Origin of the sequence: Sorangium sp. So ce590 (genome assembly GCF_051521365.1) — a bacterium.
Lineage (GTDB): Bacteria > Myxococcota_A > Polyangia > Polyangiales > Polyangiaceae > Sorangium.
Genome location: NZ_CP150346.1, coordinates 2,478,860 through 2,495,192 on the forward strand (window position 1 = coordinate 2,478,860; position 16,333 = coordinate 2,495,192).

Sequence of the window (16,333 nt, forward strand, 5' to 3'; positions counted from 1 at the left end):
TCTCGCCATCTCCTGGTCAGGGCGAAGCCGCCTGGCTCACCTGTTACGGCTTGGTCACCTCGAAGGAGGCGACGTTCACCGATCCGCCCAGAGACTGCGTGGCGTAGTTGAAGATGCCAAAACGATAACCAAGGAAATACTGCCAGTCCTTGTTCATGTTGAGCGTGTTGCCCAGGCTGGTGAATCGGCTGCCATCCGTGCTGTAGGAGAAGCGCGCTTGCGCGCCGCCGGCATCCGTGCGGACGTTGGCCTCCACGCGCAGCCAGATCTTGTCGCCGGACACGTCGGCGCCGGCGACCTCGGTGCCCGTGCTCGTCGTGGTCCAGGAGGTGTTCATGTTGACACCATTGGTCATCACGACGCGTGTCGCCCCGTTCGCTCTCTTGACCCCGATCCACGCCGACGCGTCACGCAGGGCAGCGAGGCCGGCTACATCGCCGTTCTGCATTTTGCTATGGTCGAGCTCGATCGTCGCGATCGAGACCGGTCCCTCGATGCGGCGCGTCAGCGTGTTTCGAGCCGCATAGAGATCGCTGGTCACCGTCGCCGTTCGCAGGGTGAGCCCGGCACCGGAGGACCACTTTGTGTTGTCGGGGTTGTGGTTCCACTCCCACTCGTGGCCCAGGGTCTCCTCGGTGAAGGCCTCCTTGCTCGCAGGCGGCTTCACTCGATTCGAGCCGCAAGGCAGGTCCGGGAAGGGGTACGTTCCACCCCATTTGCCGTCCACCAGGGTGACCGAGGGCCAGCCGTTGGTCCAGGTCATCGGGGCCATGACCGGCAGGCGGCCGCCTGGGAACGAGTCGTTGAACGCGAGGTAGTACCAGTCGCCGTTTTGCGTCTGGACGATGCCGCCTTGATGCGGGCTTCCACCGGAGCCCGCAGCGCCAGCGTAGGGCAGCTTGACCGCGAAGGGGCGCAGCTCGTAGGGACCGAAGGGGCCGTTCGTCGATCGCAGCACATACTCGCCATTCGCGTATTGCGTGACGAAAATGTAGTAGTCCCCATTGATCTTGTAGAAGCGAGAGCCCTCCAGCGGTCCGGAGATGTTATCCGGCGTCCGGAATACGGCCTGATTCTTGACTTGGCTGAAGCCATCTGCGCTCAGCTGGGCCACGCTGATCGTGCCGTTTCCGTAAGCCACGTACATGGTGTCGTCGTCGTCGACCAGCAGCCCCATGTCGTAGTAGCAGCCGCCTTTGTGCTTTTCCCACGGACCTTCGGGGGACTTGGCGGTAAAGACCCAGCCGCCGCCCACGTTGTGCATGCAGCCCATCCAGTAGAAGGTCTCGTTGCTCTTCCGATACTGGAGCGTGGACGCCCAGATGCCGTTTACATAGGATCTACCCCGGCTCAGGTCGTACGACGCGTCGAAGTCCAGCTGGGGAACGGAGTGTGAGAGGTATTCCCAATGGACCAGATCGTAGGAGCGGAGGAGGGGCGCTCCAGGCGAATGGTGGAACGTGGACGCCGTATAGTAGTAGGTGTCGTCGACGCGAAAGACCTCCACATCGGGGAGGTCTTCCCAGATGAGAGGATTGGAGTAGGTCTCAGGGCAGACGGCAGGGGCGCCTCCACCCGAGCCACCGTCACCGCCGCCGCCGCCGCCCGCGCCGCCGCTGCCGGTCGCCCCGCTGCTGGTCGCCCCGCTGCTGGTCGCCCCGCTGCTGGTCGCCCCGCTGCTGGTCGTTCCGTCGCCGCCCGTGCCCCCCGCTCCTGCCCCGGACGAGGTGCTCCCCGTTCCCGGGGAGGGCTCTGTATCCGACGAGCCGCACCCGATCAGGCTCAATCCAGCGAGAACAACGATTTGTGCTGCGTATGAACGCACATCAGCCTCCGCGAGGTTGGTTGTGGTCGGGCGAGGTGAGAATGACCCCGATACGCGCACGGGTCCCAGGTGAGACCTCGCGTCCAGCGCGGTACGACGCGAGCGCGGCCCAAGAAAAGATACCCCGAGAGGCCAATGTGAGCGTTCACATGGCCGGTGTCAACAAAATTGACCGGCGAGCGACCGTCCTCGGGCTCGGCGGGGGCCGGGCCGGCGGGCCTACGCCGGAGGCTCGAGTGGGCTCATCGGTCCCGGCGGAGCGCGGCGGTGCTCCTGCGCAGGACCAGCTTTGTCTCGACGACGACGCGCGAGCCGGTGCGCTCGCCGCTCTCGATCAGCCCGAGCAGCAGGTGGAGGCACCTTCGGCCGAGCTCGGAGAAGTCCTGGTTGACGGTGGTGAGCGGCGGCGTGAAGTAGGCCGCCTCCGGGATGTCGTCGAAGCCGACGATGCTGAGGTCCCGCGGCACCTCGTGCCCGATCTCGTGGAGGCAGCGGAGCAGGCCGAGCGCCATCTGGTCGTTGGCCACGAACACGGCGGTGACGCCCGGCGTGCGCGCCAGCTGCGGGGCGAGCTCGTAGCCGGAGCGCGCGCTCCAGTCGCCGCGCAGGAGAGGCGGCGGCTCGACGCCGGCGGCCTCCAGCGCCGAGCGCCAACCGTCGATGCGCTGATCGGCCTCGAGCCAATCGAGCGGACCGGCGATGTGCCACACCGTCCGATGGCCCAGGTCGAGGAGATGGCGGGTCGCGGCCGCCGCGCCGCCGTACTGGTCGACGGCGACCACCGGGACCGAATCGTCCGGCCCACCCTCGACAGCGACAAGCGGCACGTTGGAGGTGACGTGGCGGAGCGCGTCCACCGCCGACCGCTGCGGGGCGATGACCACGATGCCGTCGGCGCCGTGATCGCACAGCCACTTCACCGCATCCACCACCGGCGCGCGGTTGAGCGACTTCACGCTGGCGATGCTGACGCCGTACCCGGCGTCGTGCGCCGCCTGCTCGAGCCCGTGGAGCGTCGACGCCGGGCCGTAGAGCGTCGTGTCGAAGCTGACCACCCCCAGCGTCCGCGAGCGCCCAGTGACGAGCGCCTGCGCCACGGAGCTCGGGCGGTAGTCGAGCTGGCGGATCGCCTCGAGCACGCGCTCCCGCGTGTCGCTGTGCACGTGGGGGCTGTCGTGCAGGACCCGCGAGACGGTCTGGTGCGAGACGCCGGCAAGCTTGGCCACATCGACCATGACCGCGGCGCGGCGCCCGCCTCGCTTGACGCGCCGCTCCGGGGGAGACTTCTCTGCCATCAGGGGGCGAGCTTAGTCGCGAACGGGCGGATTGGAATCCACATTACCCATGATCGCGGCGCGGCGCCCGCCTCGCTCGACGCACCGCTCCAGAGGCGACGCGCCAGCCGCCTGGCCCCCCGAGCTCAGCAGCGGCGGATCGATCCGCGTCGACGTCATCCGTGTGAGCGTTCACAATCTGGCCTCACGCCGGTGAAGAGCTGCACGAGCGACGGCTGCGCCCCCTCTGGCGCAACCGCCCCAGGCTCCCCGAGCTCGACATCCGGCCGCACGCCCGTCGCGTGGATCGTCTCTCCGCCCGGCAGGACCATCATCGCCGCCGGCGCGAGCACCGGCGCGCGCTCCTCCGGATCCTCCACCACCTTCAGCGCCGTCCCCTTGCCGTACGTCCGCTCCCCCGCGACGACCGCCCGTCCGTGCCACTGCAGGCAGCCGGCGAAGAGCTCCGCCGCCGACGCCGTCCCGCGGTCCACGAGGATCCACAGCGGCGCGCGGCACGGGTTCCGGTGGCTCGACCGGTACACGGTCTCGTCGCCGTCCGCGTCGATCGCCCGCGCGAGGACGCTCCCCGGCTCCAGGAAGTCGCCCGCGAGCTCGAGGAACGCCGTGAGCTCCCCTCCGGGGTTGTCGCGCAGATCGAGCACGAGCGTCTCCAGCCCTTCCGCCTCGAGCGCGCTCACCGCCGTGTGGACCCGGGCGGGGACGTCCAGCGAGAAGCGGCGAATCCGCAGGTAGCCGATCCCCGGCCCGATCCAGGCGCTCTCGACGGGCGACGCGCTCCCGCAGGGATGGAGCGAAGCGACGAGCGCATCGAGGTCCGCCAGCACCGGGGCGCCGGCGGGACGGGCGCCGCCCGCGCTCTCCGCGTTGTAGGCGTAGAACACGTTGGTCCGGCTCGGCAACACCTGCAGGCCGAGGAAGCAGTTGAAGTTGTTACCGACCCTCGCGGACAGGAGCATCGTCCCCGGAAGGAAGTTGATGCGGATCGGGAAATAACCGAGTATGTGCCGCGCTGGCCCCATGAACGTCGGGTGCAGCGTGCCCGCCTGATCGCCCGTCGTGAGAGGGCTGGTCGACGCCTGGTTCACGGCGGGCGCCATCGATAACCACACGTTGAACGAGAACGGGAACAGCGTCCCGTTCGGGTTGATGTTGGGGAAGGGGAACAGGCCCAGCACCGGCGACAGGCACACGTCCGGAAAACCGGCGCTCATGCCGACGGCCTTGTTGTTCGCAGTGAGCATCGCGCGGCCTCCTAACCCAGCAGGATCTGCTTGCCGTTCACCGTGACCGTCTCCTCGGTCAGGATCGTGGCGTTCTTCGCCTTCGTGAACGAGGTCTTCTCCACCACCGTGTGCGACTCGCTGGCCTGGACGCTCAGGAGCGCGCTCACCCGCTGGTAGACCGACGTGAACTTCTGGACCATGGCGTCGGCCACCATCCGGATCTTGCCGGCCTGCACATCGAGCTCCGGCCCCCGGATCTCGACGCCCTTGTCGCCGCACAGCGAGAGCGCGCCCTCCCGCGCGTGCACCGCCACGTCGCCCTGGAGCGACAGGACCGACCGCCCCCGCCCGTGGAGCACGCCGATGGCGTAGTAGCCCTCGTCCCTGCCGATGACGAGCAGCGTGTCGTCCAGGGCAGGCTCGTACGGCAGCGCGAGCGCCATCTGGACCGCGACCGGCTGGCCGCCCGGCAGCTCCACCGCGATGGCGCCCGCCTCCGCCGAGGTGACCCGCGCCGGCCCCAGGTACTCCCGCGGCAGCGCCGCGGCCCTGCCCGGGCCCGCCTCGTCCGCAGCCGGAACGCCGGCCCGCGCCAGGCCGATCCTGGGCACCTCCGCGCCGCGCGCGTGCTCCTCGCCCCTCGGCCCATCCACCCGCACGGCCGCCGCGCGATCGCTCTCCTTCATGGCTCCCATCGACATGGCTCCTCCTCTACGAGCGCCGCTCGGGCGGCATCCAGGCCTCGGCCTCAAGCCGGTCCACGTCCGTGCGCCTCGCCGTGGCGAGGTTCGCGTCGAGATAGCGTGTCTTCTCGTCGCGGATGTGGTGCAGGTTCGCCCACGTCAGGTCCGCGCCGGTGAAGTCGGCGCCGGAGATGTCCGCGTGCGAGAGATCGGCGTAATGCGCCTTGACCCCCACGAACAGCGCCCCGGCCGCGCGGGCCTCGGTGAACACCGTCTCGCGGACATCGGACCCCGCGAGGTTCGCCCCCGTGAGATCGGCCTTCACGAAGATCGCGCTGCGGAGCATCGCCTGCGTCATCACGGCGCCGGCGAGGACGCTCTCGCCGAAGAAGGCGGCCTTGGCCATCGCGCCCGACAGGATGGCGTGCCGCAGGTTCGCCTCCTTGAAGTTCGCGTTGGCTAGGATGGCGCCCTCGAGGCGGGTGCGCTCCAGGTTGCACTGCGTGAAATCGCAGTTCGACAGGTTGCACCCCGAGAGGTCCATCCCCGAGAGGTTGCCGAGCGCGAAGAAGCACCGCGAGATGGTCAGTCCCGAGAGGGACGTACGGGTCAGGTCCACCCCGGAGAAGTCCACGCAATCGAAGATCGCCTTCTCGAAGAGGATGCCCTCCACGCGCGCGGTCCGCAGCGACGTCTGCGAGACGAGCGCGCGGGTCAGGTCCGCGCCTGCGAGGTTCGCCCCCTCCAGGATGCAGCGCACGAGCCGCGACCCGGACAGGTTCGCGCCGGAGAGGTCGGCCTCGGTGAAGACCACCATCTCGAGGTCCTTGCCCGACAGGTCCGCGCCCGGCAGCTGCGCCCTGTACAGCATGCACGACCTCAGCGTCGCGCCCCGGAAGTCCGCGCCGGTGAGATCGCAGTTCGCGAGCGTCGTCTGGTCGAGCGTCGCCCCCCGGAAGCTCGCGCCCCGGAGGTTCGTGCCCTGGAGCGACGACAGCGTGAGGTTCGCGTTCTCGAAGCTCACCCCGGCGAAGTCCATCTCCTCCAGCGCCGCGCCCGCGAGGTCCGCCCCGGAGAGGTCCAGCTGGCCGAGGCGCGCGCCGTCGAACACCGTCTTCGTGAGCTTCTTCGGGAGCACGGCCTCGCGGAGATCGGCCTTCAGGAACACCACCGTGTCGAGCTCGGCGCCCGAGAAATCGGCCCGCGCCAGGTTGGCCTCGGCGAACGACGAGCCCTCGATGCGCGCCTGCGAGAGCGAGGCGCCCGAGAGGTCCGCCCTCGTGAACGAGCTGTGCGAGACGGTCGCGCCGTCGAGCGCCGCGCCCGACAGGTCGGCGAGGTCGAGCCGCGCGTTCGACAGGGTCGCCCTCGATAGCTCCGCCCCCGCGAGCCTCGACTCGGCCAGGTTCGCCCCCTGGATCCGCGCGCCGCTCAGGTTCGCCCCGCCGAGCTGGCCCCGCACCAGGCTGACCCCCGTGAGGTTCGCGCCGGACAGGTTCGCGCCCGAGAGATCGCTCTGGGCGATGGCCGCCCCCTCCAGATCGGCGCCCGACAGGTCCGCGCCGCCGAGCGCGCACCAGGCGATCCTGGCGCCGCGGAGGTCGGCCCCCGAGAGGTCCGCGCCGCCGAGCTGCAGCCAGCCGAGCTTCGCGCCGCGCAGCCGCGCCTTGCGGAGGTCGGCGCCCCGCAGATCCATCTGGCCGAGCGTCCTGCCGTCGAGCGGCTCGCCCGCCTGGACCAGCGCCTTCAGCTCGTCCGGCGTCATCGATCCCGCTCCAGGGTCGACTTCTTCAGGTTCGCCCCCCTGAAATCGCAGCCGGAGCCCGCGGTCTGGTAGAATTTTGCATCGTAGAGGTTCGCGTCGACGAACTTCGCCTCCGGGACCCTCGCCTTGAGCAGGTCGGCCTCGAAGAGGTTCGCCCGCGTGAAGTCGGCGCGCGTGAGGTCGGCCCGGTCGAACCGGGAGCCTCGCACGTTGGCGCCGAAGAAGTTCGCCCCTTCGGCGGTGGCCTCCGAGAAGTGGGCGCTCGTCAGCACGGCGAGGCTGAGATCCGCGCCGGTGAGGGTCGCGCCCAACCACACGCTCCCTTCGCCCCGCGCGCCCGTGAAGACCGCCCGGGTCAGGTCCGAGCCGGAGAAGCTCGTGCCGGTGAGGGTGGCGCCGGCGAACGTGGCGGAGGCCGCCTTGACCTTCGACACGAACGATCGCGTGAGCGAGGCCTGCGACAGGTCCGCGCGCTCGAGCACGGTGTCCTCCAGGAACGCCACGGCCCACGTCGCCCCTCTCGCGGTGGCCCCGGTCATGTCCGCCCGCGAGAGCACGAGCTGCGTCCCCCGCGTGCCCGACAGATCGGCCTCCATGAGCCGCGCGCCGTCGAACGAGGTGCCCTCCAGCGTGGCGCCGCGGAAGACGGCGCGCTCGGCCCAGGCGCTCTGCAGGGTCGCGCCGCTCAGGTCCGCTTCGGTGAAGTCCGCCTCCCTCACGTCGGCGTCGAACAGCACGGCGTGCTTCAGCGTCGCGCGCACGAGCTTGGCGCCCCGGAGGTTGGCCCCCGTGAGGAGGGCGCCGGAGAGGTTCGCGCCGGTGAGGTCGCGGCCGCTCAGGTCCTTGTCGCTCAGGTCCTGGTCCGAGAGGTCGCTCCCCGGCCCGATCTCCCCCGGAATGCGCGGCGGGTCCGTCGAGAGGCCCATCGACGCGAGCTTCGGATCGCCGACGAGCTTGTCCCACGCCGCGAGCGCCGGGACCGGCGCTCCGCGCGCGGCCGCCAGCGACTTCGCCTCTTCCACGGCCCGCGCGACCCTCCGGAAGGCCGTCCGGAGCGCCGCGTCCGTCACCATCGGCGCCGCTTCGGCGAGCGGCGGCGGAAGCGCCTGGGAAGCCTTCGGCAGGTGGCGCAGCGCCTCCGCGATGACGCCGCCGAGGACCTTCCCCCCCGGCACCGCGACGCCCGCGAGCGCGGCCATCGCCCGGCGAATCTTGTCCTGCTGCGGCCTGGCCACGTCGCCGAGCCGCGCCTTGAGCATCGCCGACAGCGGGTCGAGCCCCGACGCGTCCGGCGGCGTCGCCGCCTCGTCGCCCTTCCGTTGCAGCGCTTGCAGCGCCTTCCACTCCTCCTTGAGCTCCGGCGAGATCTGCGCCTCGATCTCGAGCGGATCGGCCTCGAACCGCGCGAGGATCTCCCGGTAGTGCGCCTCGGGCAGCGGCGGCGCGTCGAGCGGCTCGGAGGCGACGAGCGTCGTGACGGGCGACAGGTCGTCGTCGGCCACCTCCGTGAGGCCTCGCCAGGTGAGGAACAGGGCCTCTCTGTCCAGGTCGGCGAGGAGCGTGTCGAGGTGCATCGGCACCTCGCGGAACCCGCGCTCCGCGTCGTTCGCGAAGGCGCGGATCCGGAGCCCCGGCAGCCGCGACCGGAACACCTCCGCGTCCGGGTGGAGGTTCTGGAACAGGAGCTCCTCGTCGCCGCGCAGGTAGGGGAGCTGCTGGTCTGGCCGGGCTGCGTTGAAGTAGGTCCAGTCGAGGTCGTCGGCGTAGTACGGCGCGCGCTTCTCGCGGTACGCCTTGCCGTAGTTCTTCCCGACCTTCGCGCGCCGGTCGGGGCGGTTCGGGGACAGGGGCCCGAAGCCCGCGGGCGCCGGCCGATCCGAGCGCGACAGCAGGAGATCGTCCGCGCCCTCGACGTTGGGGAGCTCGCGCGTCCCGTGGCCCTTGCCCACCGGGTTCAGCGGGTGTCCGGGCCCCCCGAAGCTGTGCCGGTCGCCGAGCGGCATCCGCTCGAACGGCACCGGATCGCTCATGGCCGGCCCGAGCAGGCCATCCATCCACACGCGCTCGCCGACCACGCGCAGGATCTTCGACCAGGACCCGACGCCGAACCGCACAGGACACTCGGTCACGCGCGCCTTGCCCGGCGTGTGGCACGTGCCGAGCAAGAGCACGTCGGCGTGAGGCTTGTAGTCCGCGAGATCGCTCGGATAGAGGCACTCGCCGGTCTGGTCGTGATCGTCGTCGTCGAACACGTTGCCCCGCAGCGTCTCCTGCGCGAGCACCGGGTGGCCCTCGGGCAGGGAGAGCGGCGCTCCGGGCCTGAGCGTGAATTTCGCCCGGACGATCAGGGTCATCTCCGGCTGGGGCGGCCTCCGCGAGGTGACCTTGCTGCCGAAGAGGAAGGGGGTGAGGTTCTTGTTCGCCATTCGTGGGCTCGCCGCTCCTCGGGCATCACACGATGAGGTGGGCCGCCGAGATATTCGTGCGGACGGGCGCGGCCTTGCTCCGGTCCAGGGACACCTTCTCCCGCGCCGGCCCCATCGAGAGCTTGGGGCCGACGCTGGCCTCGAGGGTCGCGGTCACGCTGATGGACGCCTTCAGCCCGAACGTCGCGTCGACCGTGGCCCCGATCGACAGCGTGGCCTCCCCGCCGAGCGTCGCCTCGATCATCGCCCCGAGGACGACCTCGTTCACCACGCCGAGGTTGATCGTTGTCTCGATCCCGTCGACGACGGTCTTGCTGTTGCCCTGCGTGTACGAGTCGGCGTTTCCATACATCTCGTCCTCGGTGTCGGCGCGCGTCTCGGAGATGATCTTGTCCGCCGTTGTCTTGTTCCTGATGGTCCCGGCCTTGGTGGTATCCGAGAGGGTCTGTTCGACCGTGGTGGTGGACGTGATCGACCCGGCCTTCATGGCCTCTTTCGACGGTCCCTTGACGGTCGTCTCGTCGGTCATCGTCTTGACGTGGGTCGTCGACTCCATCGTCTCGGCCCAGGTCTCTTCCTTGATCGAGGGCACGGGCAGCTTCGCCGAGCCGGTATAGGACGAGATGCTCTTCGCCCACGTCCTGGCGATCATCGTGGGGTTCTCCGTCATCACCGACGGGTAATCCTCGATCGGGGTCGGCGTGTCCTCGTGGCCGGTGCGGCTCACCAGCTTGGGGCCGTAATGGTACTCGAAGGAGTCGCCGTGGTAGGTCGAGTGCACCTCGCCCTTCACGGTCGTCTCGCGGATCTTCCTCTGGCCGCGGGCGCCCTTCACGAACTCGATATCGCTCCGCCCCTGGAAGGTGATGCCGCCCTCCTTGATCCGCCCCTCCTCCACCTCCGTGGTGGCCTTGAAGGCCCGGCGGCCGAGGACCTTCATCGAGTAGGTGCCCCCGATGACCTCGATCTTGTCGCCCCGGGTGGTCGTGATCCGGTTGCCGTCGGTCTCGTCCCGCCAGGTGTTGTCGTCGTCCGGGGTCGCGCCGACGCGGAGGTACGACGACATGCCGTCGCCGAAATCGGGGACATGGAGGATACCGTACTTGCCATCGCCGGCCATGGGAGCTCCGTCATCCGGTGGGCGCGTGGAGCGTCGTGCTCGCCGCTCGCGCCCTCAGAAAAAGAGGTTGAACGGCGAGATGACCTTGTTCGTGAGCGAGACCTCCGTCTTGCTGAGGTGGAGCTCCACCCCGGTGGTCCCCAGCTCGCGCTTGGGACCGACAGAGAAGTCGACGCTCGCGGTCATGCTGAGCTCCACCTTGGCGCCGACGGTCACGTCGAGGGAGCCCCCGGCCGTGAACGTCACCTCCCCGCCGAGCGTCGTCTCGATCATCGCCCCGAGGACGACCTCGTTCACCACGCCGAGGTTGATCGTCGTCTCGATCCCATCGACGACGGTCTTGCTGTTGCCCTGCGTGTACGAGTCGGCGTCGCCGTACATATCGTCCTCGGTGTCGGCGCGGGTCTCGGAGATGATCTTGTCCGCCGTTGTCTTGTTCCTGATCGTCTTCGCCTGGGTCGTGTCCTCCATGGTCCCGTCGACCGTGGTGGAGGACGTGATCGACTCGGCCTTCATGGTGGAGATCGACGCTTCCTTGACGGTCGTCTCGTCGGTCATCGACGTGGCGTTCGTCGTCGAGACCATCACCTCCGCCCAGGTCTCGTTCGTGATCGTGGGCACCGGCAGCTTCTCCGAGCCGGTATAGGACGAGATGCTCTTCGCCCACGTCTTGTCGATGATCTCGGGGTTCTCCGTGGGGATCGCCTGGGGCGAGGGCGGGTTCGTGTCGTCGAGGTAGTCGTCGGCGACCTGCAGCGTGGGGAACGTGTCCGTGCCGGTCTGGCTCTGCTTGAGCTTGCCGTAATACGTGTCGTAGACATCGCCGTGGTAGGTGGTGTGCACCTCGCCCTTGATGGTCGTCTCGACCACCTTCCACGTCCCGCCGTAGTTCTGCACCCACTCGATGGTGGTGCCGCCGCCGAAGGTCTCGCTCACCTCGGTGAGGTGCCCTCCCGAGATGTCCCAGCCGGCCTGGGTCTTCCCGTCGCCGTGGCCGAGGATGAGCAGGCGGTAATTCCCCCCGATCACCTCGACCTTGTCGCCCCGGGTCGTCGAGATCCGGTTGCCGTCCGAGTGGTCGCGCCAGCCGCCCTTCGTGTGCAGCTTCGCCGTCTCGGCCTGGCGCTCGCCTTCGGGCACGAAGTCGGGCGAGCCGTCGCGCTTTCGCGTGTCGTCGGTGAAGGTCTGAATCCGCTCCGCGAGGTCGTCGCCCGCGCTCTCGCCGAGCGGCGCGGCCGCCCCGAGGCGCAGGTACGACGGCTGTCCGCCATTCAGATCCGGTACTTCGAGGAGAGCGAACTTGCCTCCGGGCACTGGAGCCTCCGTGTCGAGCGTGATGAACGGCGCATGGCGTCGCCCCGTCGCGAGCGCCCTATCCTAGGTCACGGTGAGCCGGCCGTCCATGCCGAACCGCTCGCCGCGCCCTCCCGCACGGCGCGCGGTCGGTCGCCATGCGCCATGCGGATGCCACGCGGCTCAGGAGGCCGCGGCGGCGCGCTCGGCGATCGACTCGGCTGCTTGGTGCACGACGGCCCACGCGAACTCGGGGAGGAGCGCGAGCGAGTGCGGGTCCTGCGTGACGCCGATCAGGCCGCTGATGAACTCCATGCGGTGCGCGCGGCGGCCCCGGTCGACGAAGCGCAGCTGGGCGCTCGTCAGGCCGGGCGGCAGCTCGGAGAGCCCGGGCCCCTGCGGGTTGCCCAGCCGCCCGAGCGCGTCGCTGCGGGCCTCCGCCTTCAGCCATCGCTCGTGCCAGGCCTCGATATAGGGGTTCGGGGCGAAGTAGTCGTTGGGCCAGGCGCGCAGGTAGGGAAACAGCACGTGGATCCACCCGGTGATCTCGTCCGCCGGGTTCTCGTACCTGAAGAAGGCGCGCCAGAACGCCCTGTCGGCGCGCCCCTCCGAGGAGGCGGCGATCTGGTCGAGCACGGGCAGGAGGGCGCGCGTCCAGCGCTCCTGCCCGACGGCGCCGAGCATCGCCACGCGCTGGCGCACCCAGCGCCAGTCATCGGAGGTGCCGAGCAGGTACACGCGCGGGATGCCGCGCTGCGGGCGCGCGAGATCGCCCGGAAACGGCGGCTCCCAGTCGAAGTGCGGCGCGAGCGGGGTCGCCACCGTGAGCTCCGACGACACCCGCTCGACAGGACCCGTGGTGGAGAAATTGCCTGCCACGAGATCCCGCAGCGGGCCGACCCGCGCCGAAACCTGCCTGGAGAAGTCCGGAAACAATGCGGGCCACGGGTTCACCTCGCCGAGGGTGAAGTCCGGCCGCTCGACGACGAGCTCGAAAGGGTGATCTTCTGCGAGGAAGCGGCGCCGTTGCTCGTTGTTCGCGGCGAGGTGGAGCGTGAAGCCGCGCGCCAGGCAGAACCAGATCACGTCGGGCGAGATCACGAGGGGATAGCGCCGGGTGAAGGCGGTATAGGCCGCCTGGACGAGCGGGTGCAGATCCGTGCGTCCCACGAGCGGCAGCCGGTGACGGTAGGTGGCCTCGATCGGCGAGACCAGCAGGCTTTGCACGGCAGCTTCGCTCTCGAACCCCGGCAAGGGCGCCGTCGCTGGCTCGACCTCCGCGACGGCGATCGTCGTAACGTTCATGACCCCTCGTCCTCCTGGCCCGGCGCGACGCCGTCGTGATCTGGCGCTGTCCTTTGTCCTTCCGTACACGAGCGTGCTGCGCGCGACAACCTGACGGGTCGAGCGGCCCACGTCGTCGGCGCAGCATGAAACCAAGGCGAAGCGTCCCCGGAGGCCCGTGATGCGAAGGCCGCGCGATGGCCGGTGGTTTCGCGGACCCGACACCCCGCCGGGGCGCCCCTCGGGCGAGGTCCTCCTCGGGCCCGCGGCGCGCCGTTCACGCCCCGCCGCCGCCCGCGCCGCGCGGATAGGTAGGTGGTAGGTGGGTGGGCAGCGCGTCAGGGGGTGTGATTTTTCGTGGATGGCGGACATTTTTGGGGCCGCGCCGCGGCGGTGTTGCGCGTCCGTGGCGAATGGTGCACGACTAGACGATCGCGCAGCCGCGGCGATCAACTTGAAGGAGGAGCGCAGCAGATGAGTTCACGCCAGGCGGGGTCGTACGTGGCCGGGGCACCGGCCAACCCGAAAGCGGCGCTGCGGATCGACTTCCTCAAGAAGGTGTATGGGCTCTTCACTGCGAGCCTGGTCGTGTCCTCGCTGGGCGCCATGTGCGCGCTGTACATCGGGGCGCCGGACGCGGACGAGGCGGCCCCGGGGGGCGCGATGCCGCCGGTGATCGAGCTCTTCGCGGCTCACCCGATCCTGTCGATGGGCGTCGTGTTCGGCGTGATGTTCGGCGCCCGCGCCGTGCGCCGCGTCCCCGGCGTCAACGTCCTCGCGCTCTTCGGGATGGCGGCCATCCTCGGCGTCACCATGGCGCCTGCGCTCTACATGGCCCAGGTCGCCGCGGGCCTCGGCGGCACCCTGTCGTCGGCCCCGGTGCGGGACACCTTCATCCTGACGGTCCTCACGTTCGGCAGCCTCACGCTCGGTGTCTTCCTCTCGAAGGAGGATCTGTCGTTCCTGGCCAGCGGGCTGGTGATGGGCGCCATGGTCGTCCTCGGCGCCATGCTGCTCAACGTCCTGCTCGGGAGCACGCTCCTCGGACTGGCGATCGCCAGCGTGTCGGTCCTCGTGTTCGGGGGATATGTACTCTACAACACGTCGCGTCTGCTCCACTCGGACGACGAGGACCCTGTCGGCGGCGCGCTCGACCTCTACCTCAACTTCATCAACCTGTTCTCGTCGATTCTGCAGATCCTCTCGGGCCGCCACGTCTGACCGGCCGTTGCCGCGGCGCGCCCGCCTGCGCCTTTTCGTGCGTGCCCGGGGCCCGGGCCTCGAGCGCGCCCCGGGCGGACGCCGGGGAGGGCGGCTTGACGTCCCTTTTCCGCTGGGTAAGAACGCGCGGACCATGGGTCGTCCGCTCCTCATCGCCGCGCTTGCCCTCTCCCTGTCGCCGCTCGCCGGCCTCGCTTGCAGCAAGCCCGCCGAGGAGACGAAGGCGGCGGCGGCCGAGGAGACGAAGGTGGTGGCGGCCGCCGAGCTCGCCGCGCCGGCGAACGTCAAGCGCGTCGACATCGCCGTCAACGACAGCGGCTTCTCCCCGTCGACCATCGAGCTGAAGAAGGGGGAGCCGGTGGTGCTGCGCTTCACCCGGACGACGAAGAGCGAGTGTCTGAAGGCGATCGCGATTCCGGATCTGAAGATCGAGAAGGACCTGCCGCTGAACACGCAGGTCGAGGTGGCCGTCACCCCGGAGAAGGAAGGGAAGATGGTGCTTCAGTGCTGGATGGCGATGATCAAGGCGACCATCAACGTGGTCGGCTCGTGACGCGGCCGCGCCCTCGTCCGGGGCGCGGCGTCGCGCGGAACCGTCAGAGGATGAGCCAGAGCTCGGCGTCGTAGCGCCTCGCGCCGCCGCCCGCGTCCCGCGCGGCGCGGCGCGTCCCGGAGGCGGGCGCCTCGGCGCGGCCCGGCTCGCCGGGGGAGCCGGCCTCGCGCGCCGCCGGCGCGCCGGTGTGGGCCAGGTCGATGCCCGAGGCGGCGCAGCGGGCCACGGCGAAGCGGAGCATCTCGCGCACGTCGCTCGCGGCGAGCATGCCGCTCGTCCGGTGGCGGGCGAACGCGGCCGCGCGCTCCACGCACGCGACGCAGGGCGCCGACTCCGACCTGAACCTGAAGAGCAGCGTCCCCTCGGGCCATCCGAGCCATGTCGCCTCGATGCTCACCACGACGAACTCGCCGTCACGGACCACCTGCGTGCCGGCCACGCCCGCGCCGTCCTCGCCGGCGCCGGGCCCGCCGCCTCTCAGCAGAAACAAGCAACGTTCCATGAGGCGCTCGACGTCGCGCGGCTCACCGTGAGCGATGATGTCTGTCATCCATGACCTCCGACGTCGGAATTTGAGGCCTACTTCCCGGTTCGGCGATGCCGCGGAGAGTCAGGAAATGTCCGCCGAGACGGACAATGTCCAAGCGGCATTTGTTGTGATAAAAATCACACCAGGCGTGTATATGTGATCTGGATCACGTCAGAAGCCGAAACTTTCGCTTCCCTTTGGGGTTGCCGTGGGTAAGCTCTGCGCCCCCCAACGCACCCGGCGGGCGACCGCCCCGGTTCTTCGCTCCGAACCGGCTCGTACAGAGGCGTGCCGAGGGGATCGTGCTCGCGGCGCGCTGCGCGCGCGGAGCCAGTCCGAGCCACCCCCAGACGGAGCGAAGAGGCAATCGCATCATGAATCAGCATCCCGGCATCATCGGCAAGAAGATCGGCATGACGCAGATCTTCAGCGAGACGGGCGAGGTCCTGCGCTGCACGGTCGTGCAGGCGGGCTGCGTCGTCATCGGCAAGCGCACGCTCGAGAAGGACGGCTACAGCGCCCTCATCCTCGGCCTCGGCGAGCGGGCGGAGCGGCACACGACGAAGCCGCTCGCCGGCGCCTTCAAGAAGACGGGGCAGACGCCGAAGCGCGTCGTGCGCGAGCTGCGCTGCAGCCCCGAGCACGCGGCGAAGTACGAGCTCGGGCAGGCGCTCAAGGTGGACGAGATCTTCGAGGTCGGCCAGCGCGTGGACGCGCAGGGCCGCTCGCGCGGCCGCGGCTTCAGCGGCGTCATCCGCCGGTGGAGCTTCGCCGGCGCGGTCAGCTCGCACGGTACCCACGAGTACTTCCGCCACGGCGGCTCGATCGGTACGAACATGACCCCCGGCCGCACGCTGCCCGGCCTGAAGATGCCCGGCCACTACGGCGACGAGACGGTGAGCGCGCTCAACCTCAAGATCGCGAAGCTCCTCCCCGAGGACAACCTCATCCTCATCGAGGGCCCCGTCCCCGGCCCGAAGAACCAGGTGGTCACGATCCGTGGCGCCGTGAAGAAGCGCGGCGGCAAGGGTCTCCCCAAGCCGGTGCAGCCGACCGGCAAGAAGAAGATGGGCTGAGCCCCGGCCGCTCGGTGGAGCGCGCGCGCCGCTGAGC

Annotated in this window: 13 protein-coding genes; 3 read left to right on the top strand and 10 right to left on the bottom strand. The window is 69.8% G+C overall.

Annotation, left to right across the window (positions count from 1 at the left end):
• Positions 1–43: 43 nt before the first annotated feature.
• The 9 genes from WMF28_RS09445 to WMF28_RS09485 form a co-directional block, all read right to left on the bottom strand.
• Complete coding sequence (locus WMF28_RS09445; RefSeq protein WP_437601797.1) at positions 44–1,825, bottom strand: glycoside hydrolase family 43 protein; 1,782 nt, start codon at positions 1,823–1,825, stop codon at positions 44–46.
• A 242-nt stretch (positions 1,826–2,067) separates the two neighbouring features.
• Entirely contained in the window at positions 2,068–3,120 is a 1,053-nt protein-coding gene (locus WMF28_RS09450; RefSeq protein WP_437601798.1) for a LacI family DNA-binding transcriptional regulator, read from the bottom strand.
• Positions 3,121–3,275: 155 nt separating this feature from the next.
• On the bottom strand, positions 3,276–4,364 hold the full coding sequence (locus WMF28_RS09455; RefSeq protein ID WP_437601799.1) for a S41 family peptidase: 1,089 nt from the start codon (positions 4,362–4,364) through the stop codon (positions 3,276–3,278).
• Between the two features lie 11 nt (positions 4,365–4,375).
• Complete coding sequence (locus tag WMF28_RS09460) at positions 4,376–5,047, bottom strand: DUF3540 domain-containing protein (RefSeq protein WP_437489133.1); 672 nt, start codon at positions 5,045–5,047, stop codon at positions 4,376–4,378.
• A gap of 10 nt (positions 5,048–5,057) precedes the next feature.
• Positions 5,058–6,794 (bottom strand): pentapeptide repeat-containing protein, encoded by a 1,737-nt coding sequence (locus WMF28_RS09465; protein WP_437601800.1) that lies wholly within the window; start codon positions 6,792–6,794, stop codon positions 5,058–5,060.
• Positions 6,791–9,220, bottom strand: coding sequence for a DUF2169 family type VI secretion system accessory protein (locus WMF28_RS09470; RefSeq protein ID WP_437601801.1), 2,430 nt, complete (start codon positions 9,218–9,220; stop codon positions 6,791–6,793). The genes WMF28_RS09465 and WMF28_RS09470 overlap by 4 nt, the downstream gene beginning before the upstream one ends.
• 25 nt (positions 9,221–9,245) lie before the next feature.
• Positions 9,246–10,340 carry a hypothetical protein gene (locus WMF28_RS09475; protein ID WP_437601802.1) on the bottom strand — a complete coding sequence of 365 codons (1,095 nt, stop codon included), beginning with the start codon at positions 10,338–10,340 and terminating at the stop codon, positions 9,246–9,248.
• 54 nt (positions 10,341–10,394) lie between these two features.
• The gene (locus WMF28_RS09480; protein ID WP_437601803.1) at positions 10,395–11,654 is read right to left on the bottom strand and encodes a hypothetical protein; all 1,260 of its coding nucleotides are present in this window, start codon (positions 11,652–11,654) and stop codon (positions 10,395–10,397) included.
• A 162-nt stretch (positions 11,655–11,816) separates the two neighbouring features.
• Positions 11,817–12,938, bottom strand: coding sequence for a DUF4419 domain-containing protein (locus tag WMF28_RS09485; protein WP_437601804.1), 1,122 nt, complete (start codon positions 12,936–12,938; stop codon positions 11,817–11,819).
• Positions 12,939–13,391: 453 nt separating this feature from the next.
• On the opposite strand from WMF28_RS09485, the gene WMF28_RS09490 reads away from it, so the two are divergent.
• The gene (locus tag WMF28_RS09490) at positions 13,392–14,138 is read left to right on the top strand and encodes a Bax inhibitor-1/YccA family protein (RefSeq protein WP_437601806.1); all 747 of its coding nucleotides are present in this window, start codon (positions 13,392–13,394) and stop codon (positions 14,136–14,138) included.
• Between the two features lie 133 nt (positions 14,139–14,271).
• A complete protein-coding gene (locus tag WMF28_RS09495) occupies positions 14,272–14,691 on the top strand; it encodes a cupredoxin domain-containing protein (protein WP_437601807.1) in 420 nt (139 codons plus the stop codon).
• 43 nt (positions 14,692–14,734) lie between these two features.
• Here WMF28_RS09495 and WMF28_RS09500 read toward each other — a convergent pair whose 3' ends face one another.
• Positions 14,735–15,241 carry a hypothetical protein gene (locus WMF28_RS09500; RefSeq protein ID WP_437601808.1) on the bottom strand — a complete coding sequence of 169 codons (507 nt, stop codon included), beginning with the start codon at positions 15,239–15,241 and terminating at the stop codon, positions 14,735–14,737.
• 353 nt (positions 15,242–15,594) lie between these two features.
• Between WMF28_RS09500 and rplC the strand changes: the two genes are divergently transcribed.
• Positions 15,595–16,296 carry a 50S ribosomal protein L3 gene (gene rplC, locus WMF28_RS09505; RefSeq protein ID WP_437601809.1) on the top strand — a complete coding sequence of 234 codons (702 nt, stop codon included), beginning with the start codon at positions 15,595–15,597 and terminating at the stop codon, positions 16,294–16,296.
• The last annotated feature ends 37 nt before the right edge of the window (positions 16,297–16,333 follow it).